The sequence below is a fragment of the Actinomadura sp. 9N215 genome (genome assembly GCF_044326345.1).
GTDB lineage: Bacteria > Actinomycetota > Actinomycetes > Streptosporangiales > Streptosporangiaceae > Spirillospora.
The window spans coordinates 13,051-37,597 of the sequence record NZ_JBIRBA010000003.1 but is presented as its reverse complement, the minus strand read 5'-3'; the positions used below and the strand labels follow the sequence as shown (position 1 = coordinate 37,597).

The following is a 24,547-nucleotide window of genomic DNA, read 5'->3' as shown; positions in this document are numbered from 1 at the left end:
GCTCCACCGTCTAGGGTCGTCGGAAGGGTGCCGGCCTCCGGGCCGGCACCTTCCACCCTTCCATCCGTCCGTTCCCCGTGCGTGGAGGCGCCGGTGTCCGAGAGCAACGACTTCATGACGAGCGCCGAGGTCGCGGCGACGCTCAAGGAGTTCGACCGGGTGCTGGCCGCACGCCTGGACGACATCGTCGCCCCCCAGCAGCAGGCACTCGCCGACCCCGCCCGGATCGGACGGTGGCGGCTGCCGGAGGCCGACCGTGACGCGCTCGTCAGATGGGGATTGCCGAACAGCTCCGGCGGGCTGTTCGACGTCGATTTCCAGGACGCCGTCCGCACCGAGACCGAATTCCCCGGCGAGCACCTCTACGGCCTGGTGAAGTACCACAGCGACGCCCGCGTCGTCGCCGTGGCGGGCACGGGCGCCGTGTACATGCTGCCGCCCCCGCCGATGGACATGGAGGAGACCGCCGAATTCTGGAGCCGGAATCCGGCTCTCCTCGCGGCTCACCGGAAGAAGAACCCCGAGTTCCCGTACCAGTCACCGAGCCTCTTCAACTCCTCGGTCTCGCTCTTCGTGGACGCGTACTGGCGGTACGAAAGGGCCTCCCAGGTGCTGAGAAAGCTGATCCTGGGCGCCGATCCCTTCGACGCCGCGTGCGTGGAGGATATAGCCGACCGTCTCGACGCCTTCGTGGAGTGGGTGCGGTCCGTCGATCCGCCCGCCGCCGAAGACGGCGCCCAGTGGCCGGAAATCACCGAGGACTGGTGAGAGCCCACCCCTGGAAAACAGCGCCTCATCGGTGTTTCAGCATGGATCGGTAAAGGGCGAGGATCTGACCGGTGACGGCAGGCCAGGAATAGCGGAAGGCGTTGGCGGCCCCAGCCGCCCCCATGTCGCCGCGTATCCGGGAGTTGCTGAGAAGGGTGACCAGGGCGGCCGCGAGGGCATCGGGGTCGGCCGCCGGAATGAGTGTTCCCGTTCGTCCGTCCTGGACGTGGTGCCGGAGGCCGCCGACCGCGGGTGCGATGACGGGGATTCCGCAGGCGGCGGCTTCGAGCGCGGCGGTGCCGAAGGGTTCGTAGTGCGGTGCGCAGACGAAGACATCGGCGGACCGTAGAAGTTCAGGGACGCGTTCATGGGAGACGCGTCCGAGGAATTCGGTTCTGGTGTCGACGTCGAGTTTTCGGGCGAGGTCATGCAGGCGCCGCACGGTGGGATCGGCGGACAGGGCGTCTCGCGCTGGGCCGCCCGCGATGAGCAGTTCGGCGTTGAATGTTTCGGCTACTTGCGCAAAGCCTTCGATGACCGTGTCCACGCCTTTGCGAGGCACCATGCGTCCGACGGTCACCACGCGAAGGCGGTCGTTACGTGGGAAGGCGTCGCCGTGGGGTGTGAATTGGTCCAGGTTCACTCCCACCGGAATTGTCGTGATCTTGCTCGGCGGGATGCCGTTCGGGCCGGTGAGGTATTCGACCTCTTCGGGGGTGAGCGCGATGATGGCATCGGCCACTTGGCCAACGGCGCGTTCGGATCCGACTCTCTCTCTCTCTCTCTTTCTCGTTGATCGTTCTCGTGGGGGGTGGGATGGTGGGCGATCCGTTCCAGTCCCAAAGCGTGGAAGGTCGTGACGACGGGGATCGCGGTGCGGCGTGCCCCGGCGAGGGCGGCGATGCCGCTCATCCAATAGTGGGCGTGGACCAGGTCGGGTGGTTCTTCCTGCCAATGCAGGGCGAGTTGGTCGCCGAAGTCGCCCATCAGCGGCGCCAGGTCCTCTTTGGGGAGTTGCCGGGCCGGGCCGGCGGGGATGTGAATCACCTGGACCCCGGTAGCCAGGCGGACACGAACGGGTTGATCCGGGGAGGTGCGCCGGGTGAACACCGTGACGTGGTGGCCCTGGGAGGCCAGTGTCAGGGAGAGTTCACGGACGTAGATGTTCTGGCCCCCCGAGTCGATGCTGCCGATGTCCTCGGCGAGGGGGCTGGCATGCTCCGATACCTGGGCGATGCTGAGCGGGAAATCGGGCATGTAGGCAGTATTGCCCACCCTGGGCTCATGGGGCACGGTCGTCTGGAGCGCATCGCGTGGACAAGGGCTACGGCGATCACGGAGACTCGTGCCCATGGAGAACCCGGTAGGTGGTGGACACGAGTCCGGTTCCGGTGCGTCAGCGGGCCGTGACATTCACCAGGACGGGCAGTTCGTGGCAGGCCGTGATACTCACATCGGCACGATGAGCATCCATTACCACCAGGGCGACGTTCCGCGGCCTAGAGGCCCGGTTACCGGGTTACGCCGTGGGGTGACGACCTTCATCGGCCGGACCCGGCAACGCGAGTATCTGGGCACTTTGCTGGACTACCAGCGCAATCCGTTTCCGCTGGTGAATGTTCTCAACGGGCCGGGGTGCGGGAAGACCTCGCTGGCCCTCCGTGTGGCGCGAGATGTCGCTCCCGGCTATCCCGGCGGGCAGCTGTTCTTGGAATTGAGCCAGACGGGCTTGCCTGAGCTGGACGTTTCCGAAGCGCTGTTCCGGCTGCTGCTTCAACTCGGTCTTCCCGAGAACCGGATTCCTGAAAGCCTTCCGGGCCGCATCGAGGTCTTCCACGCCGAGCTGCGCAAACCGACGCTGCTTCTGCTCGACAGTGTGACGTCGGTCAGTCAGGTCATGGAATTGTTGCCCAACCGCCCCGACTGCGGGGTAATCATGACGTCCCGGCGTAGCTTCTCCGAGCTGGAAGGTATTCGGGAGATGGATCTGGGCAGCATGCCCGACGACGAGGCCCACGCCCTGCTGGAAACGCGGATCGGCGCGGATCGCGTCGCTGCCGAGCCGGACGCGGCGCGCAGGATCGTCCAACTGTGCGGAGGGCTGCCGCTGGCCCTGCACATGGCCGGGGCCCAACTCACCAAACCGGCGAACAAGCGGCTGCCGTTGAGCAGCTTCGCCGACCGTCTCGCTGCGGAACGGCTGGATCTACTCCAGACCGACAACCTGGACCTGAGGTCCAGCTTCTCCGTCAGCTATCAGGAGCTCAGCCCGCAAGCCGCGCGGCACTTCCGCCTGCTGAGCCTTATCGCGGTCCCGGACTTCGGGACCGCATTGGCCATGGCCGTCAACGGCACCGGGGCAGCGGAGGAGACACTCGCGGAACTGTTCAACACTCACCTGATCGAACCGGTCGACCGGGATCGTGGTCGGTTCCATGATCTGGTCAAGGTCTTCGCGCAGGAAAGAGCAGCCGCCGAGGATACCGGCGACGAACAGGAAGCGGCAGTAGACCGCGCCCTGGCCTGGGCTGTTGAGACCGTCACCCATTGGGGCGGCCATATCGGTGTCGACGGCCGACGTTCGGCCGACGATGCCGCATACGAGGCGGCGCTGCGGGGACTCGACACCGAGCACCGGGTCCTGATGGCCCTCATGCGTCAGGCCGCCGAAACCGGGCGTGACGACGTTCCCTGGCGTGTCGTCTCGCACCTGGCGGGCTATTTCGAAGTCCGGGGGGACTGGTCGGACTGGCTGGAAGGCGCGGAACTGGCGGTGGAGTCCGCTTCCAGGCTCACCGATCCCGTCGCGCTGGCCGTCGCACGGCACATGCGCTCGTGGCCGCTGCGGCAGAACCGGCGGCTGACCGAGGCGATCGAGGAGAGCGTCGCGGCGCTGACCCTGCTGCGGACGGACCCCACCGCGGCGGTGCCCCGCGCCGATGTGCTGTCCCACCTGGGCACGCTGTATCGCGAGACCCACCGCTACGACGAGGCAGAGCACTGCCTGGACCAGGCTGCCGAGATCTTCCGCGCCGTCGCCGACCCCCACGGCGAGGGCCTGGTGCTCCGGACACTGGGGCACGTCCAGTTCTGGCGCCGTGATCTGGACGGCGCGGAAACCACCCTCACCCGCGCGATCGACCTGCTCCGCAGCGTGGGGGACCAGGCGGCCGAAGCCTGGGCGCACAACAACCTGTGCTCGGTGCGAGGCGCGCAATGGCGCCTCGCGGAAGCCGAGCATCACCACCACGAGGCATTGCGCATCTTCCAACGCATCGAACACCGGCAAGGCCAGGCATGGGCCCACAACCATCTGGGTCGGATTCTCCGCCAGTACGACCGGATCGGCGAGGCGATCGAACACAACAGGCAAGCCTTGGAGCTCTTCACCGAGATCGGCGATCTCTACGGCACAGGCTGGGCGCTCGTCCATCTGGGCGCGGCGGGACAGGACGTTGAGCAACTGCAGAAAGCACAGCGCATCTTCGCCGCCATGGACGTTCCGGAACAGGACGGCCTGGGCACCGCCCTGCTGTGGCAGGCGCTTTTCCTGCGCGATTCCTCACTGCTGGAAAAAGCGATCGGCCACTTCGAAGTCGTCGGCAGCCTTCTCGGCCAGGGAAACGCGTTCCGTGAACGCGCCGATCTTGAACGTCGCGCAGGCAGGCATCGAGCGGCGGCACGCTCCTACGATGCCGCGTTGACCTTCCTGCGCGGAGCCGCCGACCCCCATGGTGAGGCGCTCGCGCTGCTCGGCCTCGCCAAGATCGACCCGACCGCGGGCCACGCCGCCGCGGCCGAAGCCATCCTCACCCGCCTCGGCCTGAACCGACCCTGAGGAAGCATCATGGAACCAGTCACCCTGGCCGCCGCCGCGGTCGGCGCACTCGTCCCCTACCTCGGCCAGATCGCCGGCGGAGGTCTGGCACGCCTCGGCGAAGCCGCATCGGACGGCGCCTCCAAGCACATCGTGGAGCTCTACCGGACGATCCGCAGCCGCGTGACCGGCACTCCCTATGAGGAGGCTGTTCTCGACGGCGCCGAAGCCCAACCCGAGAACGAAGGTCGAAGGGCCGCCCTGCAGAACGCCCTCGTCGAACTCCTCGCCGCCGACCCCGACTTCGCCGCCCGCCTGGAACAACTCCTCGAACAAGTCGACCAAGCCGAGATCCGTCAGCTCCAGATCACCGATTCCGGAGCCATAGCCGCCAACGACCTCCACCAATCGGGCACCTACGTGGCGGGCCGCGACCTGCACATCGGCGACGTGGCCAACCCTGGGTCCTAGCCGCCCGCCCGACACACAACCGCCAACCAAACGACGGCGCCTCCACCGTGGTCGTCAGCTGAGGGGGTCAGGACGGCGGGTGTGTCCAGGTGCCGGCGAGCATCGTGGCGTGGACCGGCATGTCGCGCAGCGTGCGGGGGTTCGCGGTGAGCGGGTCGGTGTCGGTCACCACCAGGTCCGCGCGGTCACCGGCACGGATCAGCCGTCGGCCCTGGGCGGATCCGGTCAGGGCGGCGGCCACCGGGATGCGCTGTTCGGGATGCCACGGCGGGCGCTCGCCGTCGGTCCGGGTGACGGCGGAGGCGATGGTCAGCCAGGGGTCGAGTGGCGCGACGGGAGCGTCGGAGCCCAGCTCCAGGACGGCTCCGGCCGCGAGCAGGTCGGCGAAGGCGTAGGCACGGTGGGTGCGGCCCGCCCAGTGGCGGTCGGCGACGTCCCGGTCGTCCACGGCGTGGGTGGGCTGGACGCCGACCGTGACGCCGAGTTCCGCGAAGCGCGGGATGTCCTTGGCGGTGAGCAGCTGGCCGTGTTCGACGCGGCCGTGGCAGCGGACCGCCTCGAACGCGTCGAGAGCCATCTCGTTGGCGCGGTCCCCGATCGCGTGCACGGCGGGCACGATTCCACTCGACGAGGCCCGGCGCAGCAGGGTGACCAGCTCCTGTGGTGTCACCTCTTCCAGCCCGTGAGAGCCGGGAGCCGCGGGGTCCGAACCCGGGTACGGATCGTGGCACAGTGCGGTGCGGGTGTTGAGCGAGCCGTCGGTGAGCAGCTTGAACGGCCCGACCTCCAGTAGCCCGCCCGGCGTGCCGAGCGTCTGACCGGTGCGCAGCCCGCGGCTGATCGCGTCCTCCAGGTACGGGGGCCAGACGGCCGCGGCCACCCGGAGCGGCACGGCCGCGGCGTTCATCCGGCGGGCCCAGTCCGCGATGTTGTCGGCGTATTCGAAGTCGACGATGCCGGTGATCCCCCGCGCGGCGGCGGCGACGCACGACTCCTGGACCCAGCGGTCCGTCACCTCCGCCGGCACGGTGGTGAGCGTGACGATCGCCTGCATGCATTCCCGCTCGCGCAGCAGTCCCGTGGGGTGGTCACCTCGTTCCACCAGGGCGAGCGCCGCCGGGTTGAGCCAGGCGGAGTGCAGATCCATGCTGATCAGCAGCACGGGCCGGTCGGGGACGACGGCGTTCAGCAGGTCCTTGTGGGGTTCGTCCGGCCACATCCCGTCGCGGAAGCCGTAGCCGACGAGCGGTTCGCCGAGCGGCAGGACGTCGGCCCGTCTGGCGACCGCGTCGGCCGCGGCTCTGGCCGAGGCGGCGCCGGACACGTCGAGCCGGCGGCGCACGCCCGCCCACTGGAGCATGTGGACGTGGGAGTCCCACAGGCCGGGCAGGAGGGTACGGCCGTCGAGGTCGAGGCGCCGTCCTCCGTCGCGGGGTGCCGTACCCGCCGGGAAGACGGCGGTGACGAGGCCGTCGGCGATACGGACGTCCCTCAGCGGCCCGCCGGCGCCGAGGTGGACTCGGACCAGGGTGACGGGCCCGGTACCAGTGGGGGTCAAGGCTTCCTCCGGATGTCGCTCATGGCACGGGCGAGTTCGGCGTTGGCGTGGGGCTGGTCGGATTCGAGGGCTTTCACGAGCCGGTGGACGACGTCGTCGCGCTCGTCCTGGGCGAGCTTGGCCTTGGCCGTCACACGCGTGGCGGACAGCCGGAATCCGGTCACGGCGGCGGCGATCCGGCGGGCGTACCCCTCCACCTGGGTGAGCCGCCACGGTTCGGAGAAGCGGTTCTCGAAGTGGTCGACGGTCGCGGACAGTACGTCGTAGGTGTCGGCCGGATCGAGGGCCTCGGGACGGCCGTGCACGTGCAGGACGGTGAAGTTCCATGTCGGGACGTGAGGTGCTTCCCCGTACCAGACCGGCGAAATGTATCCGTGCGGTCCCTGGAGCACGACGACGACGTCATGGAAGCCGAGTTCGTGCGCCTCGGCGTCCGTCCGGGCGAGGTGGCCGAGGAGGGTGAGGGGGGCGGCCGCCGCGTCCTGGTCCACCAGTACCGGAAGGTGGGAGACCACCAGTCCCCTTGGTGCGGTGTGGCTGATCAGGGTGGCCCAGGAGTGGGCCCTCGCGAACTCCCGGATCCACCCGGGATCGGCTACCCGGAATATCTCCTGTTGCAGCATCTGCTCGTTCCGTCGGTCAGTTCTCCGGAAATCGGTCAGTTCTCCGGAAAGTGGCAGGAGGCCCGCCGGTCTGTACCGGCCGCCGGCACGGACAGCACCGGTCGTTCCTCGGCGCAGACTTCCTGTCTCTTCCAGCAGCGCGTATGGAAGGCGCACCCGGTGGGCGGCCGGGTCGGGCTCGGTGGGTCGCCCCGGAGGACGATCCGTCCGGCCGCGCCCCTGCGGCGCGGGTCCGGTTCGGGGACGGCGGAGAGCAGCGCCCTGGTGGAAGGGTGGGCGGGACGGGCGTAGACGGTGTCGCGGTCGCCGTGTTCGACGATCCGGCCCAGGTACATGACGGCGACCTCGTCGGCGATGTGCCGGACGACGGCCAGGTCGTGGGCGATGAAGACGTACGACAGCCCGAACTCCTTCTGTAGTCGCCTGAGGAGATTGATGACCTGCGCCTGGACGGACACGTCGAGCGCGGACACCGGTTCGTCGCAGACGAGGACCTTCGGGCGCAGCGCGAGCGCACGGGCGATGCCGAGGCGCTGACGCTGGCCACCCGAGAACTGGTGGGGGTGGCGGTGCGCGTGTCCCGGGTCGAGCCCGACCATTTCGAGCAGCTCGCGTGCCCTGGTCGAGCGGTCCTGCTTCGGCATCAGGTCGCGGTGGATGTCCAGCGGTTCCCGGACGATCTCCAGCGCCGTGAGCCGCGGGTCGAGCGAGGTGTACGGGTCCTGCATGACCAGCTGGATGTCGCGCCTGCGGCGGCGCAGTTCGGCACGCGGCAGGCGCAGCAGGTCCCGGTCTTCCAGGAGGACGGTGCCGGACGTGGGGCGGTCCAGGGCCAGCAGGAGGCGGGCGAGGGTCGACTTGCCGCACCCGGACTCGCCCACCAGGCCGAGCGTGGTGCCGCGCCGCAGGGTGAGGTCGACGCCGTCGACGGCTCTCACCGTCGCCCGGGTCCGGCCGCCGCCGAGCAGCCCGCCAGTGCCGTAGCCCTTGACCAGCCCGCGGGCTTCGAGCAGCGGGGTGCCGGGCGTGTTGTCGGCCGGGGCGTCGGCCGGGGTGTCAGGGGGCACCGGAGACCTCCAGCGGATAGTGGCAGGCGACGAGTCGTGCGGACGGGACCGGGGACAGCTCGGGCCGCCGCGTCGCGCAGGGTTCGCGGGCGTTCGGACAGCGCGGGTGGAAGGGGCAGCCGGGCGGCAGCAGGCCCGGGCCGGGCGGGGCGCCCGGGACGGGGGTGAGGTCGTCGGCCTGCCCCCTCAGGCGGGGCACGGCGGCGAGCAGCCCCTTGGTGTAGGGGTGAAGGGGATGATCGTAGAGGTCCTGGACCGGTGCCTGCTCCACGATGTGCCCGGCGTACATGATGGCGACGCGATCGGCGGTCGTGGCGGCGAGTCCGAGATCATGGGTGATCAGCAGCAGCGCGGAGCCGGTCTCCGCACGGAGTTCGGCGAGGATCTCCATGATCTGGGCCTGCACGGTGACGTCCAGGGCGGTGGTCGGCTCGTCCGCGATGAGGACGTCCGGTCCGAGCGCCATGGCCATCGCGATCATGACGCGCTGGCGCATGCCTCCCGAGAACCGGTGCGGGTGGTCGCGGTAGCGGCGGGCCGGGTCCGGGATGCGGACGCGGGCCATCAGCTCGACGGCGCGGGCGCGGGCCTCGCGGCGGCCGACGCCCTCGTGGACCCGTATCGCCTCGGCGATCTGGAACCCCACGGTGAGCGTGGGGTTGAGGGCGGACAGGGCGTCCTGGAAGATCATCGCGATATGCCTGCCGCGCTTGGCGCGCACCTGGTCGGGGGCCGCGGTGAGCAGGCCCACGCCGCGGTACCGGACGCTGCCGCCGACCCGGGCGGTGCCGTCGGAGAGCAGGCCCATGACGGCCATCGCGGAGATGCTCTTGCCGCACCCCGACTCGCCGATCAGCGCCAGGGTCTCGCCCTCGTCCAGGTGGAAGGAGATTCCGTGGACGATCCGCCCGGCGTTTCGTCCGGCGCTTCGTCCGGAACCGCCGCGGGAGAGCAGGTCGACCGTCAGGTCCTCGACGTCCAGCAGCGGTGCCGGGCCGGCCGGCGTGATGCCGTTCATGGTCACCGTCCTCTCGGGTCCAGGGCGTCACGGACGGTGTCGCCGAAGGTGATGAGCACGAAGACGGTGAAGGACAGGAAGAGACCGGGGAAGATCAGTAGATGCGGGTGCGTCTGGAAGGAGCTCCGCGCGTTGGCCAGTTGCAGTCCCCAGGAGATCGAGGGCGCCTGCAGCCCGACCCCCAGGAAGGTCAGCGTCGCTTCGGCCACGATGACACCGCCGACGGTGATGGTGGCCAGGACGAGGACCGGGGTGAGCACGTTGGGCACGATGTGCCGCCGGACGATGTGCCACTGGCTCGCGCCGAGGCCGCGGGCCATCACCACGTAGTCGGCCTCACGCACCGACCGGACCGAGGCCCGGACCACCCGGGTCATGGCCGGCCAGCCGAACAGCGCAAGTACTCCGGCCACGGCCGGGACGTTGCGGGCGGTGACGCTGTTGAGCACGACGATCGCGCCGAGCAGGAAGGGGAAGCCGAGGAACACGTCGGTGAGCCGGGCGATCACGCTGTCCACGAGCCGTCCGGCCATTCCGGCCAGGCAGCCCAGGATCAGTGCCACGGCCAGCCCGCAGCCGGTGGCGAGGAGACCGACGCCGAGCGAGGCGCGCGCTCCGTGGATGACGTTCGCGTACACGTCACAGCCCTGGACGTCGTAGCCGAAGGGGTGGCCGGCGGACGGCCTCCGCGCACTGTGCCCGAGGTCGCAGACCGTGGGGTCGCCGTGACCGAACCAGCCCGCGAAGAGTCCCGGCGCGGCGGCGACAAGGAGCAGCAGCAGAACGCAGCCGCCGGTGAGGAGGAAGACGGGTCTGCGGCGCAGATCCCGCCAGCCGGCGCCGGAGGGCGGCGCGGTGCCGTCCGGCGGCGCGGACACGGTGTCAATCACGGCGGATCCTCGGGTCCAGGAGGCTGTTGAGGAGGTCGACCAGGACGCTCGCGACAAGGAAGATCATGATCAGGGCGGTCGACACCCCCACCACCGTGGGTCCGGTGTGGCCGCGGATGGACTGGAAGAGCAGCTGGCCGATGCCCGGCAGGTTGAAGACGCCCTCGATGATCACGGTGCCGCCGAGCAGATAGCCGAGGTCGACGGCGAGATAGGTGACGGCCGGTATCAGGGAGTTGCGCAGGACGTGGACGCCGACCACCCGGCGCCGGGTCAGGCCCTTGGCGACGGCCGTACGGACGTAGTCGGCCCGGAGGTTCTCGATCACCTCGGCCCTGACCAGCCGGCACACCGACGCCAGCCCGAAGGCCGCCACGCACAACGCCGGCAGCAGATAACTCGCCGGCCAACCGTCGGTGGTCCCGGCGACCGGGAACAGCCCCAGTTTCACGCCGAGGACGACCTGCGCCGTGTACGCGAGCACGAACACCGGGATCGACGTGGCGCCGATCGTGAACGCGAGCACCGTGCGGTCCGTCCAGGTGCCCCGGCGCAGCGCCGCGAGCACCCCGAGCCCGACGCCGGCCAGCGCCTCGATCACCCACGCGGTCAGGGCCAGCTTGATGGTGACCGGCCAGCGTTCGGCCATCTGCGCGGACACCGAACGGCCGTTGAAGTCCGTGCCGAGGTCGCCGTGGAACAGCCCGGCCAGGTAGTGGCCGTACTGGACGAGCAACGGCTCGTCCAGGTGATACTGCTCGCGCAGCGCCCGCACCACGCTCGGGGCCAGCGGCCGGTCACCCGCGAGGGCGGCGATGGGGTCACCGGGCAGGACGTACGTCATCGCGTAGATGACCAGGCTGACGCCGAAGAATACGATCAGCGCCTCCGCCAGCCGGCGTATCAGGTACGTCATCGCGGTTCCGCGGAGTGGTCGGGGCACGAAGCACGGTCGGGGTGCCCGGTGTGGTCGGGGCGCTCGGCGTGGGCGTGGTCGGCGGCGGCGAGGAGCGCGGCGTACTGGATGCCGGCCAGGGTGGCGATGGGGATGGGGTCGCCGGTGACCGGATCGGCCTCGCGCTCCCAGGTCTCGTACGTCTTCAGCAACTCGTCGTGACACCGGCGCACCTCGACGGTGGCGGTGCCGGCGACCACTTCGGCGTTCAGGGTGCGCAGCAGCATGCCGCCGAAGCGGATGCGGCTGCTGTGCACGCTCGTCTCGCAGGCGTAGATCTCGGAGACCGTGGCGGCCCGGTCGGGCAGGTCGTCGGCGCGCGCCGTCTCCGTCCCGGCGGCCTCGGTGAGCGACGCCGCGAAGTCACCGACCGCCCGCAGGAAGGGAGACGGAATGGTCAGGTGGGGACGGGCCGCGTCGAGGACGCGGGTCAGGAACGCCCCAGTGTCGGCCAGCCCCCGCGCCCGGCGCCGGACCACGTGGGCGTACCGCTTCTCGGTGGGGGTGGCGTCGCCGGCGTCCGGGTGGCTCCAGTGCGGGACCTCGGTCACGAAATAGAACGTGCCGTACCGCTCGGCGTAGGCGGCGCTCGACGAACCCTCGATATTGGCGGCGGCGTCGACCCCGAGATCTTCCAGGTAGTCGTAGGCCTCCTTCATGTCGATGCAGCCGTAGACGGCCGGGGCGTAGCGGGGGATATGGGCGGCCTCGGGCTCGCCGGTCGCCAGCGGCATCCCCACGGAGGCCGGGATCGCGTCGAGGACGCCGAACAAGCCGGGGGCCGGGCGGTTCATGTAGTAGTAGACGCCACCCGCCTCGCAATTGTGCAGGGTGGTCAGAAAGCGCGGCCGGGTGGCGTCGATCAGGCGCATCAGCGCCAGCGTCTCGGGGAGGACGCGGTCGAAGTACGCCTTCTTGTAGGCGAACGGGAACGTCCACTCGACCTGCTGGCGGCCGGCCGGCCGGTAGAAGTGGCGACCGTACACCCGCTTGTCGGCGGGGGCGGCGAACCAGCCCTCGTTGAGCCGGGCCCCGTCCGGGTCGATGCAGGGCACGATGTGCCAGGCGCCGCCGAAGCGCGCCCGCAGTTCCGGCTCCTCGCACAGGGTGGTGGCGAGGTGCAGCGTCGTGACCGCGCCGACCGGTTCGTTGGGATGCACACCGCCGACGACGACATAGGCGTCGTCGTCGGCGGTGGCCGTCCCGTCGTGCACCGTGAAGCTGTACAGGGGCTCGCCGAGAGTGGAGGTACCGATCCGGCGCTCGGTCACCAGGCCGGGGTGCCGGCCGGCCAACTCCCGGAATGCGGCGAGGAGCTCGTCCACGGGGGGATAGGCGTGGGTTTCGGGCACGGTGGTCGCGCGCCGCACCCAGATGTCGAGTCCGGCCGCCGGGGAGACGGACGCGGCGGACGGCTCGGATGTCGAGGCTGCCATGCGGATGGGGATCTCCGGGTTCGAGGGGTTGCAGGAGCGTGGTGGCGTGCGCCGGCCGGGCGACGGTCAACCGGCGACGGATATCCGGGTGAGATCGACGTCGGCCGGGCCCACCGTCACCCCGGTCACGTTGGCCGTACTGGCGAAGACGCTTGTGCCGTAGAAGAGAGGGATCGCCGGGAAGTCCTGAAGGATCCGCTTCTGGGCGTCGTTGTAGAGCCGCTGCGCCTCGGCCATGTCGGTCGCGGCGTCAGCCCGCTGGAGCAGTTTGTCGACGTCGCCGCTGCTGTAGCTGCTGCACATGCAGCCGCCGGCCTTGGTGAAGATGCCGCGCAGGGTGTTCTGCATGCTCGGGTACAGGGCGCCCCAGTGCGCGTGACTGAGACCGGTGAGCTTCTTGCCGATCACCTTTTCGCTGAACTCCGGGAAGTCGGCGGTGGGGACGGCCCGGACCTCGGCGATGCCCAGGTTCTGCCGGATCTGGTTGGCGATCGCCTTGTAGAGCTCGTCGAGGCCGAGGCCGCCCGGGTACGTGATCGTCAGTCCCCCGGACCAGCCGCCCGCCTCCTTGAGCAGCGCCTTCGCCGCCGGGTTGAAGGTGCAGGCGTCGCAGATCCCGGTCTGCGCGCCGACCTCGGAGGGCGGCGTGAGGGAGGTGGCCGGGGTGTACAGGCCGCCGTAGATGGCCTTGTTCACGGCCGCCCGGTCGATCGCCATGGACAGCGCCTTGCGCAGCCGGACGTCGCCGAACCGGTCGAGGAACAGCGGCAGCGTCATGAGCTCCAGCGAGGGCGCCTCGTACGTGAACAGACGGTCCCCGAAGTCGGCCTTGGCCTGGCCGAACTTGTCGACCGGCACGAAGAGGAGGTCGGTGTTGCCGGCCAGCGCGTCCGTGTAGGCGGTGTTGAGGTCGGTGTAGCTCTTGAAGGTGATGGCGGACGACTTGGGTTTGGTGCCCTGATATCTCTTGTACGCGGTGACCGTGGTGCCCCCGGCGGGCTTCCACGCGGTGGTCATCTCGTAGGGGCCGTTGCCGATCGGCTTCTTGTCGTAGGCGCCGGGATTCTCGAACGCGGCCTTGGGCAGCGGGTAGAAGCCGGTCTGGTTCGGGGTGAGCTGGAGCGGGAACTGGCCGTCGGGGCTGGAGAGTGTGACCTTCAACGTCGTGGCGTTGACCACCTTCACGCCCGACAGCGTCTTGGTCTTCGGCTTGCCTTTGTCCGGGTTCAGCGCCGCGTAACCCTCGAGCCCGACGAGCTGACCGTTGCCGGCCCAGCCGTTGGGTCCGTAGGCGGTGGCGTTCCAGGCGTCGGCGTAACTCTGCGCGGTGACCGCCTCACCGTTGTGGAACGTCCACCCGGGGCGGAGTTCGATGGTCCAGTGCCGGGCGTCGGTGGAGGTCACCGACTTCGCCTGGACGTAGCTGACCTTTCCCTTCTCGTCGACCCTGACCAGGGGCGCGAACAGGACGCGTAGCTCGTCGTAGCCGAGGGTGGAGCGGCCGGGGGTGAGATGGTCGGGCTCGCCGACGGCGACGGAGAATCCGCCGGTCGCGGCCGAGGAACCGCTGTCGCCCGAACAGCCCGCGAGGGCCAGGACGAGCGCGGTCGGCAGGCTCACCGACACGGCGAACCTGGATGATCTCTGCATGACGACCTCCGTGGGGGGACGCGAGGGCGTGTCTCACCCGAACCGACGAGCCCGGGGTGGATGCTCGCCGAGACGCGTTACGGGGATACTGGACGTCGCCGAGATGGCATGTCAATGCAAAGATGCGAAACTTTTAGAATGAGATGAAAACTTACGTGGAGGAGACCATGGGCGGCGACGCCGAAGGCAGCGCTTACGGCAGCACCGGACGTCACGGCGGCGGCACGCTGAGCCGGGAGTCGTTCGTGGAGGAGGTCGGGCTCGTCTGGGAGGCGGCCGGCAGCCCTCGCATGGACGGGCGCATCGTCGCCTACCTGCTGATCACCGACGTGCCCCACGTCTCCTCGGCGGAGCTGGCGCGCGCCCTGCGGGTGAGCGCCGGTTCGGTCTCGCTCGCCACCCGCCGCCTGGTCGAGGCCGGATTCATCAGGCGGCACGCGGTACCCGGCGAGCGCAGCCACTACTTCCGCGTCGACGACGACGTGTGGGGCAGCTTCCTGGCCGGTGAACGGCGCTATCTGGAGCGGCAGGAGGAACTGGCCGACCACGCTCTCGCGCTGCTCGGTCCCGAGGAGGAAGCGCCTCGCCGCCGCCTGACCAACATGCGCGACTACATGCGCTGGATCTGCGGCAGCCATCAGGATCTGCTGACGCAGTGGAGGGCGTACCGGGCGGAGACCGGCGGCGTACTTCCGCACCAGCAGACCCCGACGACGGACGTCAAGGAGACCCGGGGCCGTCCGTCCGCCGGGCTCAGCCCGATCCTGGCGCAACGTCTCGTACCCGACGTGCTTTGGGTCGTCGCCGAACCACTGCTGCCCTCCGGCTCGGGCAGTGAGCGCGCGGCCTTCACCGCCGTCGTCTACGTGCTCGCCTCGGGCTGCGGCTGGCAGCAACTGCCTGCGCAGTTCGGCATCTCACACTCCGTCGCGCACCGGCGCTTCACCGCATGGAGCAGGGACGGCTTCTGGCAGCGCTGGCTTGACGCCGTGAGCGAGGCACACGGCGAAGCCGCTGATCTCGGCTGGTGCAAACTGATCGCCCAGGCCGCCATGGACCGCCAGCCCGGCGGCAGACGCTGAAGCGCCTTGATCATCCGCACCCCACTGGCGCCGAACCCTCAGCGCCGGGAAACCACGCTTCGTAGGGGACGCCCGCTGAGCGGGTCCCTCAGGGGGTTGACGTGGTCAGGGCGGCGGTCGTGCGGCGCAGCCTCGTCCGGACGATCGCGGTCAGTTCCGCACGGGCCACCGAAAGCTCCCGCGACCGGGAGTTCTCCATGCGGCGCCGGATGTTCGCGACGAGTTCGGCGCCGCTCCGTCCTTCGGCCGCGACGAGGTAGGTGAAGCCGAAGTGGTCCCGGTAGGACGCGTTGAGCCGGGCCAGTTCGCGCAGCAGCGTCAGCGACGCGGCGAGAGAGGACTGTTCGAGCCGGGAGAAGTTCGCCGCCAGGTCCGCGTTCGCCGCCAGGTCCGCGTTTCCGGTGGTCGCGCCGATCGGCGGGTGCTTGTCCACGAGCGTCGTCAGCGAGTCGTCCGGCAGGGCCGCGAGGCCCGTGCGGGCCGCCTCGTCCAGCGCGTCCCAGGTGCGGTACGGCCGCCCGGCGGCGAGCCGGTCCGCCCACGGCGCCCAGCCGCAGCAGGCGTACGCCAGCTCGGTGGCCCGGCGCATGCCGAGCCCGTCGAAGACCTGCACGCCCGCCTCGACGGCGGAGCCGGTCACCTCGACCGGGACGGCGTCCGAACGGCCGCGCAGATCGGCGAGGGCCTTCTCGGCGATCTCGGCCACGCGTTCCGGCTCAAGCCAGCGCGGATACCGCTCGATCTCGGCCACCGCGGCGTCGAGGGCACGCCGGACGGACGCCGCCTCCTCGCCGGTGAACGTCTCGCCACGGGACTCCGCCAAAGCCGCGGCCATGTCGTCGGTGCCGAGACCGTCCCACACCCACTCCAGCCGCGCGCCGACCATTCCGGGAGCGACACACGACGACGGCGGCGGGAAGGCGTCCGGCCCGCCGCGCAGGACGGCCGCGACGTCGCGCGGCATGTGCCGCAGGTGGGCGTACCGGCCGACGACCGGTTTGAGCGGCGGGACGGGAAGCCCCGACTCCTCGGCCACCGTCCGCGCGAGCCGGGTGAGCGCCGACAGGTCGATGCCGGTGCGCACGCCGTAGAGGGTCTCCAGGGCCAGCACCACCTCCTCCATCGCGGCGAACCCGCACCGGTACGACACTCCGCCGACGGCGACGTCCGGAGACGCACCGGCCGACGCGGCCGCGATGGTGCACGCCGTGGCGAGGCCGAAGTCGTCGTGGGTGTGCATGGTCAGCGGCACGGGCGCCGCCAGCCGGTCACGGAACTCCCGGACGAAGACCTTCATCGCTTCGGGGCCGAGACTGCTCACCGAGTCCATGAGGTCGATCCGCAGCGCGCCGAGCTCGATCGCCCGGTTGACCGCGGGCACCATCTCGTCGAGGTCGCGCAGGCCGACCTGTGCGACGGTGACGGTGACGCCGACGTCCAGGCCGCGGGCGACCTCGAAGAGCGCCTCCAGTTCGTCGAGCTGGCGCGCCCGGGCGTCGGAGGCGGCCGGGACGATCCCCGGGGCCAGCGTGTCGGCGCCGAGGTCGACCAGCAGTTCGGCCGTCTCGCGCATGCCGACCGCCGTCGCGCGCGTCCCGTCGGTCGGCCGCGTCCCGTCGGACAGCAGGGTGTCGGCGAACACGTTCAGGGTGAACCCGAAGTCGCGGGAGCCGACGGCCCTGACCAGTTCGAGTTGGCGTTCGGGCGGCGTTGTGCCGCCGGTCCAGTCGACGTTCAGGCTTTCGTGCCGTACACCGGCCGACGCGAGTTCCTCGGCGATGCGCAGGAATCCGCCGATGGTGGTGACGGTCCCGGCCGTGAACAGCGTCTTGCGGAGTGTGCTGTCGATGAGGGTGAACGGGTCGGGCCAGTCGTACGCCTCGTGAAGCTCCGGCCGGGTGTTGAAAGGGCTGACCCGGAATTCGCCGTCCACATTCCATCCACGACTGTCGCGCATTTCTGTTTCTCCCGTGCAGGCCGGCCGGAGTCAGGTCACCCGGTTGAGGACCCGGCGCTCCAGCCGGGTCGCCGCGACGAACGCCGCGACCGCGAGTCCCGTGGCGACGACACCGGTTCCCCACGCGCGGGCGTAGTGGGAGTACGACACGGAGTCGACGAACATGAACCCGAGGCCGCTCTTGCCGATGAGGAACTCGGCCAGCATCGCCGACAGGATCGTGCTCGGAGCGGCGATGCGGACGGCCACCAGCGCGTTCGGCGCCGCGTACGGGACGAGCAGCCGGACGAGGGTGGCCCGCTTCGACGCGCCGAGCACCGTGAAGACGTCCAGGACGCCCGCCGGAGGCGCCCGCAGACCGGACGCCACCAGGCTGAACGCCGGAAAGAACGTCACGACCACGGTGATGGCGACCACCGCGGCCCGGCCGGTGCCGAGCAACCCGATCATGACGGGCACGATCGCCACCACCGGCACCGAGCGCATCAGCACCGCCGCCGGGGTCAGCACCGCCGTCATGATCCGGGAGGACCAGACCAGGACGGCGAGCACGCCGCCGACGAGCGTCCCGGCGGCGAGGCCGGCGAGGGCCGTCCAGGTGGTGGTGAGCGCCGGCCCGAGGTAGGCGCCGGGGTGGCCGGCGATGTCGGCGGCGACGCGCTGCGGCATCGGGGCCACCAGCTCGGTGTATCCGTTCGCCTTGACCCACAGCGCCCACCCGCCGACGAGGAGGACGGCCGGCCAGGAGACCTGGAGGCAGCGCAGCAGCATCCGCGGGGTATGGGCGTCGTTCACGGGATCCTCCTCGTCAGGTGAACCGGCGGACCGAGGCCCCGCGGACGGCGGTCAGCGTCCCGTACGCGGCCAGGGACACCACCGACAGGCACAGCGCGTGCGCCCACAGCTGGACGATGTCGAAGTTCTGCATCGAGCTCACCAGCAGGACGCCGATACCGCGCGGCGCCCCGAACCACTCGCCCACGACCGCGCCGAGCAGGGCCGCCGGGGCGGCGAGCGCCAACCCGTCGAAGAAGGCCGGGACGGCGGCCGGGGCGCGCAGCCGGGCCAGGGTGCTCGTCCGGGACGCGCCGAGGACCTGGAACAGGTCGTCCAGGCTCGTCGCCGGACGGGAGAACGCCGAGGACATCGCGACGAAGACCGCGAAGCCCGCGCCGAGCGCCGCGATCACCGCGGGCGTCCGCTCGGCGCCCGCCGTGGTGACGAGGACCGGGCCGAGCGCGATCAGCGGGACGGTGCTGAGCAGGACCGCGAGCTGGCTCATGCCGGCCCGCAGCCACGGGACGACGAGGCCGAGCGCGGCGGCGGCGACACCGGCGAGGGCGCCGCCGAGCAGCCCGGTCGCGGCCTCCGTCACGGTCGCCCCGGCCGCGCGGACAAGGATCGTCCTGCCCGGCTCCCCGGTGCTGTAGGAGAGGACGGACGACAGCGGCGGCCAGGTGCTGCCGGCCGCCCCGGTCCGGCCGACCACCTCGAACAGCGCGAGCAGGACGGCGCCGCCCAGCACGCTGGCGCCCGCCCTCCGCGCCGCGATCACGGCCGGCCGCCGGAGGGATCGTCGAGCAGCGCGATCAGCCGGTCGACGACGTCGTGGAAACCGTGGCCGCGGGTGAAGTCCTCGCCGCGGGGCCGCGGCGCGGGCACGACCTCGACATGCGCCACCGAGCCGGGACGTCCGGTCATCACGGCCACCCGGTCGGCGAGCAGGACGGCCTCGGCCACGTCGTGCGTCACCAGCACGGTGGTGGTGCGCAGCCCCGCCCAGACCTCCCCGAGTTCGAGGTTGAGACGGCGGCGGGTGACGGCGTCCAGCGCGCCGAACGGCTCGTCGAGCAGCAGCACGTCGGGGTCCAGCGCCATGGACCTCGCGATCGACACCCGCTGCCGCATCCCGCCGGAGAGCTGCTTCGGGCGGGCCCGGGCGAAGCCCTCCAGCCCGACCGTCGCGAGCAGCGCGCGGATCCGCTCCGCGGGCACCGCGCGGCCGGCGAGCCGGAAGGGCAGCGCGACGTTGTCCCACGTGCTCGCCCACGGCAGCAGCGCCGAGTCCTGGAACGCGACACCGAGGCGGTGCCGGGCGATCAGGTCGGACGGCGGGCCGCCCTCCACCCGGACCGAGCCCGACGTCGGCGTCTCCAGCCCGGCGATCATGCGCAGCACCGTCGACTTGCCGCAGCCCGACGGCCCGAGCAGCGCGACGAACTCGCCGCGCGCGACGGTCAGGTCGACTCCGTCCAGGGCGCACAGGGGCTCGCGCCGCCGCGACAGGGTGAACTCCTTGGCGACTCCGCGAAGCTCCACGGTGGCGGTGTCCCCGGCCGGTTCGTCGTGCCCGTCCCTGGACGGGCGGCCGTCGCCGACCACGGTGCCGCTCACAGTTTCGGGCCTTTCGCGTACACCTCGTCGAGGACGGAGGTGTCGACGGCCTTGCCCACGTCCGGCAGCCGCGCCGCGCCGGCCAGCCGGAGCCACGGATACATCCGGGACGTCAGGGTCTCCGGGTCGATGCGCAGCATCCCCTTGGACTTGGTCAGCCCGCTCTCGGTCAGCGGTGTCTGGAGCGCGTTCTGCCGGTTCTGCTGCTTCTCGTCGAGGCCGAGGTCGACGCCGTACTTCCGCAGGACGAGCCGGACCGCGGCGCCGGGATCGGCCAGGTTGTCCTGCCAGCCGCGGGCGGACGCCCGCATGAACTTCACGACGACGTCGCGCCGCCGTGCCACCGTGGCGCGCTTGCACGAGATGACGTTGGCGTAGGCCGGGCAGCCCAAGGCGCCGTAGGTCACGACCTCATAGCCCGAACCGCGCTGCAGCCCGAACTTGGTCTCAAGCGTGATGGGCTGGTTGGTGACGAAGCAGTTGTAGGCGTCGCCCTTGCCCTGGACCAGCGCGCCTGGATCGAAACCGGCCGGGACGAACTGGAAGTCGGGCTTCAGGTCGTTGGCCTTGTACAGGCCCTGCAACAGCGGCTGCGTGCCCTGCTGGCTGAGGATGCGCCGTCCCGGCAGATCGCTCGGCCTGGTCAGCGGGTTCTTGCTCAGCGAGAGCAGGCCGTTCGGGTCGGTCTGGAACTGCGCGCCGAGCAGCACCAGGTCGTTGCCCTTGCCGATCACTTCGAGCACCTGGCGCATGTTGGGGTCGACGGCGAAGTCGACCGCGCCGGAGGCGAGCTGGACGTGCGGCAGCGGCGTGTTCGGCCCGCCGCCCCGGAACACGACGTCGAGGCCCTCGTCGCGGTAGTAGCCCCGGTCGGCGGCCAGCCAGAATCCGGCGAACTCGATGTTCGTCACCCATCCGAGGGAGACCTTGAGCCGGGTCCCCGATCCGGCGCCGGCCGCCTGGCCGCCGCCGCAGGCCGACGCCGCGGTCCCGGCGCCCGCCAGCAGCGCCCCGGCCGCCACGGCCTTGAGGAGATCGCGGCGGGACCGGGCCGGGCCCCCGCGCGCCGGGCCCGCCGAGCCGGTAATGATCTTGGATTGGTCGATCACGGTGGCACCCTTCATGAGGTGGGGTGGGACGGGCGGGAGCCGGCGCCGAGGCGGACCAGGCCGCGCTCGGACGAGGTGAGCCAGACGGCTCCGGTCGAGGTCACCCGCGCCATGTCACCGGCGCACACGTGCCCGAGGCCCGGCACGGAGTAGTTCGGGTGGACCTCCACCACCATGCCTTCGGCGAACACCGCGTCCGCGAACCGCGGATCGGCCTGGCCGGCGCCGCTGACGGCGCGCATCGCCGGTTCGGAGTAGCTGAGCCCCAGCCCGTGGCAGAACTGGAACCGGAACGGGTCCTCGCCCGCCGGATAGGGGCACGCGCCGTCGACGAATTCGGCCATGCGGGAGGCGGCGTCCGCGAGCGGCACGCCAGGGCGCATCAGTGCGGCGACCTCGTCCTGGACGGCGAGGAGGCGGCGGGCGTGCTCCTCCAGGAGCGGCTGCGGCCGGTCGCCCACCACGGCCATCCGGAGGCTCTGGCCGTAGAAGCCCTCGTGGCGGACGGTGGTCCCGATCTGGAGGCGGTCGCCGTCGGCGAGGACGTCCCGCAGCTCCCGCAGGTCGAAGTAGGTGGTGGACGGCGCTTCGCCGGTCGCGATCCAGCACCCGGCGGACTCGGCGCCGAGGGAACGTCCGGTCTGCTCGGCCACGACCATCAGCTCCGCGCCCGAACGGGGACGCGCGGCGGCCTCGGCGAAGACCCGCTCGATCATCGCGTCGGAGATCGCGGCTACCGCCTGCGCCGCGTCCGCGAAGTCGGCGTAGTGGCGCGTCCGCATCGCGTGGAGGCAGCCGTCCACCGGGTGCGGCTCGGGCAGCGCCCCGCGCAGCGCATCGGCCGGACCGGCGGGCAGTTCCGACAGGCCGGCGACGCAGGTCCGTGATCTCCCGAGGAGGGCCGTGAGCGGCTCGGCGAACGCGGCGGGCCCCGCCACCTGCCGGACGTCCGCCGTGTCGCCGAGACGTGCGCGAAATCCGCGGGCGTCATGCGGCCCGACCGCGAGCACGACCGGCCGCCGGCCGCGGCGGAGCACGACGGCGGCCGGGCTGAAGGGCGGCGCCCAGCCGGTGAGGAACCGCACGTTCCCAGGCGAGTCGGCGGCGGGCCCGAGGCATCCGGGAGCGCCGAAGACCACGACCGCGTCGGCGTCGGCGCGCTGCAGGATTTCGTCCCAGCGGGCGGGCAGCGCCTCGGTCGTCACGCCGGACACGGCACGCCTCCCTCGGTCGCGAGCGAACGCAGGTGCGCGGCGCCGGCCCGGACGAACGCCACCGCGTCGGCGTGCGTGAACGGGCGTCCCGCGAACGCGGACATCGGCTCGGCGGCGCCCTCGGCGACCCGGCGGTCGCCCTCCGCGGCCAGCCGGACGACGGCGGCCAGCTCGGCGGCGGACAGGTCCGGGTGCACGGCGTGCCAGGCCGGGTCGTACAGCTCGATCGTCAGCGGACGCAGGTACGGGTGCAGGCCGTCCGCGCCGCCGCCGGACTCCGCCGCGGAGGTGAGGGTCTCCAGGCTGAGGTTGGGCCGGGCCCCGGCGTCCCGGAGCGCCCGGAGGATCGCCGCCAGGTCGAGCGTCCCGGCGCCCACGGGCCGGAGCTGGTAGCGCAACCCGTCCGCGCCGACGCCGAGGAGGCAGTCCTTGACGTGGGTCTGGCGCACGTGCGGCGCCACCCGCCGGGCGCTCGCCAGCGGGTCCTCGCCGCGCTGCAGGAGGTTGGTGGTGTCGTAGGTGATGCCGAGGACGTCGGGCCCGACGCGCTCGATCAGCCTGACCAGCTCGAACGAGGTGATCTCCTCGTGGGTCTCCAGGTTGAGGTGGACGCCGTGCTCCCGGCACACCGGCGCGAGGAGTTCGAGGAAGCGCGCGGTCTCGTCCAGCTGGGCCGGCCAGTCGACGTCGCTCCGGAACCGGTCGTAGGCGAACCGTCCCGGGTAGTTCTTGTAGCCGCCGGTGACGACCCACAGCTCCCGGCATCCGATCCCGGCCGCCGCCTCGATCGCGCGGCGGAAGCCGAGCACGGTGTCCCCGTCGCCCGCCCGGCGCAGCTGCGGGTGCTCGGCCATCGCGTACGGGTTGACGTTCCCGACGCCGGTTTCGAGGTAGAGCCCGAGGTCATCGGCGCGATGGCGGTACTCGATGAGGTCGCAGGCGGCAAGGGCCGGGTCCATGTCGAAGACGGTGCGGTAGAACACGCCGTCGAGGCCCAGGTCCTTGGCCAGGTCCAGGCGCTCGATGGGCGGGCGTCCCTGGGCGCCGGGCACTTTGCGGCCGTCTATTCCGACGCGCGTTCTCGTGGCGTCCGGTGTCGGCGTCATGCCGGCACCGCCGAGGGACGGGTCGCGGCGGCCACCCGGTCACGGACTTGTGTGACGTGCTCCAGGCTGCGCCGCACGGCCGCCATCGCCTCCGCGTGACCGAAACGGTCCGGCGGCGATGCGGCCCGCGGACGCCGCGACGCGTGGTCGTACACCAGGCCCGTGAACGCGGCGAACTCGGAAATGGTCAGGTCGGAATGCGAGCCGGCGAACTCCGCGTCGCGGATCGGCAGCACCGTGACCGGCGCCGGACCCGGGAAGTCGTCGCGCGACTCCTGGTTCTCGATCGTCAGGTTCACCGCCGGAGCGGTGCGCGCGAGCGTCGCCAGGACGTGCTCGAAGTCGACCAGGCCGTCGCCGCAGGGCGTGAGGTCGAACCGGAGGCCGTCCTCGACCGGGACCAGCGAGCAGTCCTTGAGCTGCGTCTGCCGCACGTACGGGGCGACCCGGTCGGCGGTGGCGTGCGGATGCTCCAGCCGCTGCAGCGGGTTGGCCGTGTCGAAGACGATGCCGTACACGTCCGGGCCCGCCGCCTCGACGAGCTCGACCAGCTCGAACGAGGTGATCTCCTCGTGCGTCTCCAGGTTGACGTGCACGCCGAGGTCGAGGGCGATCGGCCGCAGCCGGCCGAGGAACCGGCGCGTCGCCGCGAGCTGCTCCGTCCAGGTCACGTCGGTGCGGAACCTGTCCCAGACGAACCTGCCGGCGTACCCGGCCTGGTAGCCGGTCGTGGCCGCCCACAGCTCGGCGCATCCGATCCGCGCGCCGGCCTCGATCATCCGGCGGAACCCGAGCAGGATGTCGCCGTCGCCCGCCGCCCGCAGCTCGGGCGTCTCCGGCGTGGCGAACGGGTTGACCTTGCCCAGCCCCGCCTCCAGGTACATGCCGAGGTCGTCGGCGTGCTCGCGGATCTCCCGCAGCTCGCCGGCGTCGAGGGCCGGGCTCATGTCGAGCAGGGTGCGGAAGAAGACGCCCTCGAAGCCCGCGTCGCGGGCGCGGTCGAGCGTGTCGTGGCACCCGCCCCGCACGGCGCCCGGGAACTTGCGGCCGTCGACGCCGATCCGAGGCGGCCGCAGCGCCTCGGGGGTCTCCGCTGTCTCCGGGACGGGCTTGCTGTCGTGCACCGCTGCGCCCTCTCTGGTATTACCGGTATTACCGGAGACGGAATGTAGCAATGCGTCATGCTCCTGTCCAGGGCTTCCTCGCCGGACGGGGCGGCGGTCCGCGGCGGTCGCGGCCGGCGCGCCCGGTATGTTGCACGTGCGCCACCGGACCGTGGCCCGCGGCGCCCGCCGCGTCCGCGCGGCGGTGCGCGGCCTCCCCTGCCGCAGGGACCGGCGGGCAGCGAACGAAGGAGTCGACCCAGCGATGACGCGGTGCAGCGACGACGGCCGGAACCACCGGTGCGCTCCACCCGGCGCGCACGCACCGG

At 71.3% G+C, this 24,547-nt stretch carries 22 protein-coding genes; 4 read left to right on the top strand and 18 right to left on the bottom strand.

The genetic code is table 11. The annotated features are described in order from the left end of the window. Positions 1-93 precede the first annotated feature (93 nt). Complete coding sequence (locus ACH34T_RS05715) at positions 94-768, top strand: SUKH-4 family immunity protein (RefSeq protein ID WP_395990902.1); 675 nt, start codon at positions 94-96, stop codon at positions 766-768. A gap of 25 nt (positions 769-793) precedes the next feature. Here the strand turns inward: ACH34T_RS05715 and ACH34T_RS05710 are convergent, their stop codons facing one another. After that, a complete protein-coding gene (locus ACH34T_RS05710; RefSeq protein WP_395990901.1) occupies positions 794-1,510 on the bottom strand; it encodes a glycosyltransferase in 717 nt (238 codons plus the stop codon). Beyond that, positions 1,408-2,025 (bottom strand): glycosyltransferase, encoded by a 618-nt coding sequence (locus tag ACH34T_RS05705; RefSeq protein WP_395990900.1) that lies wholly within the window; start codon positions 2,023-2,025, stop codon positions 1,408-1,410. The genes ACH34T_RS05710 and ACH34T_RS05705 overlap by 103 nt, the downstream gene beginning before the upstream one ends. Positions 2,026-2,299: 274 nt before the next feature. Here ACH34T_RS05705 and ACH34T_RS05700 point away from each other — a divergent pair, with 274 nt between their 5' ends. Beyond that, a complete protein-coding gene (locus tag ACH34T_RS05700) occupies positions 2,300-4,606 on the top strand; it encodes a tetratricopeptide repeat protein (protein WP_395990899.1) in 2,307 nt (768 codons plus the stop codon). Positions 4,607-4,615: 9 nt separating this feature from the next. After that, the gene (locus ACH34T_RS05695; RefSeq protein ID WP_395990898.1) at positions 4,616-5,056 is read left to right on the top strand and encodes a hypothetical protein; all 441 of its coding nucleotides are present in this window, start codon (positions 4,616-4,618) and stop codon (positions 5,054-5,056) included. Positions 5,057-5,123: 67 nt separating this feature from the next. On the opposite strand, the gene ACH34T_RS05690 is transcribed toward ACH34T_RS05695, so the two are convergent. From ACH34T_RS05690 to ACH34T_RS05655, 8 genes are all read right to left on the bottom strand, one after another. Next, on the bottom strand, positions 5,124-6,614 hold the full coding sequence (locus tag ACH34T_RS05690) for an amidohydrolase (protein WP_395990897.1): 1,491 nt from the start codon (positions 6,612-6,614) through the stop codon (positions 5,124-5,126). Continuing rightward, a complete protein-coding gene (locus ACH34T_RS05685) occupies positions 6,611-7,237 on the bottom strand; it encodes an FMN-binding negative transcriptional regulator (RefSeq protein ID WP_395990896.1) in 627 nt (208 codons plus the stop codon). The genes ACH34T_RS05690 and ACH34T_RS05685 overlap by 4 nt, the downstream gene beginning before the upstream one ends. Before the next feature lie 35 nt (positions 7,238-7,272). Continuing rightward, entirely contained in the window at positions 7,273-8,304 is a 1,032-nt protein-coding gene (locus ACH34T_RS05680) for an ABC transporter ATP-binding protein (RefSeq protein ID WP_395990895.1), read from the bottom strand. After that, entirely contained in the window at positions 8,294-9,322 is a 1,029-nt protein-coding gene (locus ACH34T_RS05675; RefSeq protein WP_395990894.1) for an ABC transporter ATP-binding protein, read from the bottom strand. Before ACH34T_RS05675 ends, ACH34T_RS05680 begins: the two co-directional genes overlap by 11 nt. Before the next feature lie 2 nt (positions 9,323-9,324). Continuing rightward, the gene (locus tag ACH34T_RS05670; RefSeq protein WP_395990893.1) at positions 9,325-10,212 is read right to left on the bottom strand and encodes an ABC transporter permease; all 888 of its coding nucleotides are present in this window, start codon (positions 10,210-10,212) and stop codon (positions 9,325-9,327) included. After that, positions 10,205-11,128 carry an ABC transporter permease gene (locus ACH34T_RS05665; RefSeq protein WP_395990892.1) on the bottom strand — a complete coding sequence of 308 codons (924 nt, stop codon included), beginning with the start codon at positions 11,126-11,128 and terminating at the stop codon, positions 10,205-10,207. Before ACH34T_RS05665 ends, ACH34T_RS05670 begins: the two co-directional genes overlap by 8 nt. Next, positions 11,125-12,603, bottom strand: coding sequence for a M14 family zinc carboxypeptidase (locus tag ACH34T_RS05660; protein WP_395990891.1), 1,479 nt, complete (start codon positions 12,601-12,603; stop codon positions 11,125-11,127). The genes ACH34T_RS05665 and ACH34T_RS05660 overlap by 4 nt, the downstream gene beginning before the upstream one ends. Positions 12,604-12,669: 66 nt before the next feature. Further along, positions 12,670-14,253, bottom strand: a complete 1,584-nt coding sequence (locus ACH34T_RS05655; RefSeq protein WP_395990890.1) for an ABC transporter substrate-binding protein — start codon at positions 14,251-14,253, stop codon at positions 12,670-12,672. A 143-nt stretch (positions 14,254-14,396) separates the two neighbouring features. Here ACH34T_RS05655 and ACH34T_RS05650 point away from each other — a divergent pair, with 143 nt between their 5' ends. Continuing rightward, positions 14,397-15,335 carry a transposase gene (locus ACH34T_RS05650; protein WP_395990889.1) on the top strand — a complete coding sequence of 313 codons (939 nt, stop codon included), beginning with the start codon at positions 14,397-14,399 and terminating at the stop codon, positions 15,333-15,335. Between the two features lie 88 nt (positions 15,336-15,423). Here the strand turns inward: ACH34T_RS05650 and ACH34T_RS05645 are convergent, their stop codons facing one another. The 8 genes from ACH34T_RS05645 to ACH34T_RS05610 are packed head-to-tail and all read right to left on the bottom strand — an operon-like array spanning position 15,424 to position 24,239. Continuing rightward, complete coding sequence (locus tag ACH34T_RS05645) at positions 15,424-17,292, bottom strand: 2-oxo-4-hydroxy-4-carboxy-5-ureidoimidazoline decarboxylase (protein WP_395990888.1); 1,869 nt, start codon at positions 17,290-17,292, stop codon at positions 15,424-15,426. A 30-nt stretch (positions 17,293-17,322) separates the two neighbouring features. After that, positions 17,323-18,087, bottom strand: coding sequence for an ABC transporter permease (locus tag ACH34T_RS05640; RefSeq protein WP_395990887.1), 765 nt, complete (start codon positions 18,085-18,087; stop codon positions 17,323-17,325). 13 nt (positions 18,088-18,100) lie between these two features. Then, positions 18,101-18,847: an ABC transporter permease gene (locus ACH34T_RS05635; protein WP_395990886.1), complete on the bottom strand. Its 747-nt coding sequence runs from the start codon at positions 18,845-18,847 to the stop codon at positions 18,101-18,103. After that, positions 18,844-19,686 carry an ABC transporter ATP-binding protein gene (locus ACH34T_RS05630; protein WP_395990885.1) on the bottom strand — a complete coding sequence of 281 codons (843 nt, stop codon included), beginning with the start codon at positions 19,684-19,686 and terminating at the stop codon, positions 18,844-18,846. Before ACH34T_RS05630 ends, ACH34T_RS05635 begins: the two co-directional genes overlap by 4 nt. Continuing rightward, positions 19,683-20,795: an ABC transporter substrate-binding protein gene (locus ACH34T_RS05625; protein ID WP_395990884.1), complete on the bottom strand. Its 1,113-nt coding sequence runs from the start codon at positions 20,793-20,795 to the stop codon at positions 19,683-19,685. Before ACH34T_RS05625 ends, ACH34T_RS05630 begins: the two co-directional genes overlap by 4 nt. Positions 20,796-20,806: 11 nt before the next feature. Further along, entirely contained in the window at positions 20,807-22,009 is a 1,203-nt protein-coding gene (locus ACH34T_RS05620; protein WP_395990883.1) for a M24 family metallopeptidase, read from the bottom strand. After that, positions 21,997-23,115, bottom strand: coding sequence for a sugar phosphate isomerase/epimerase family protein (locus ACH34T_RS05615; RefSeq protein ID WP_395990882.1), 1,119 nt, complete (start codon positions 23,113-23,115; stop codon positions 21,997-21,999). Before ACH34T_RS05615 ends, ACH34T_RS05620 begins: the two co-directional genes overlap by 13 nt. Continuing rightward, entirely contained in the window at positions 23,112-24,239 is a 1,128-nt protein-coding gene (locus tag ACH34T_RS05610; RefSeq protein ID WP_395990881.1) for a sugar phosphate isomerase/epimerase family protein, read from the bottom strand. Before ACH34T_RS05610 ends, ACH34T_RS05615 begins: the two co-directional genes overlap by 4 nt. Positions 24,240-24,547 lie beyond the last annotated feature (308 nt).

Coding starts and splice junctions, on each gene's coding strand:
- ACH34T_RS05685 (WP_395990896.1), bottom strand. CDS start 7,237: ATGCTGCAACAGGAGATATTCCGGGTAGCCGATCCCGGGTGGATCCGG.
- ACH34T_RS05705 (WP_395990900.1), bottom strand. CDS start 2,025: ATGCCCGATTTCCCGCTCAGCATCGCCCAGGTATCGGAGCATGCCAGC.
- ACH34T_RS05650 (WP_395990889.1), top strand. CDS start 14,397: ATGAAAACTTACGTGGAGGAGACCATGGGCGGCGACGCCGAAGGCAGC.
- ACH34T_RS05665 (WP_395990892.1), bottom strand. CDS start 11,128: ATGACGTACCTGATACGCCGGCTGGCGGAGGCGCTGATCGTATTCTTC.
- ACH34T_RS05645 (WP_395990888.1), bottom strand. CDS start 17,292: ATGCGCGACAGTCGTGGATGGAATGTGGACGGCGAATTCCGGGTCAGC.
- ACH34T_RS05695 (WP_395990898.1), top strand. CDS start 4,616: ATGGAACCAGTCACCCTGGCCGCCGCCGCGGTCGGCGCACTCGTCCCC.
- ACH34T_RS05675 (WP_395990894.1), bottom strand. CDS start 9,322: ATGAACGGCATCACGCCGGCCGGCCCGGCACCGCTGCTGGACGTCGAG.
- ACH34T_RS05615 (WP_395990882.1), bottom strand. CDS start 23,115: ATGACGCCGACACCGGACGCCACGAGAACGCGCGTCGGAATAGACGGC.
- ACH34T_RS05655 (WP_395990890.1), bottom strand. CDS start 14,253: ATGCAGAGATCATCCAGGTTCGCCGTGTCGGTGAGCCTGCCGACCGCG.
- ACH34T_RS05660 (WP_395990891.1), bottom strand. CDS start 12,603: ATGGCAGCCTCGACATCCGAGCCGTCCGCCGCGTCCGTCTCCCCGGCG.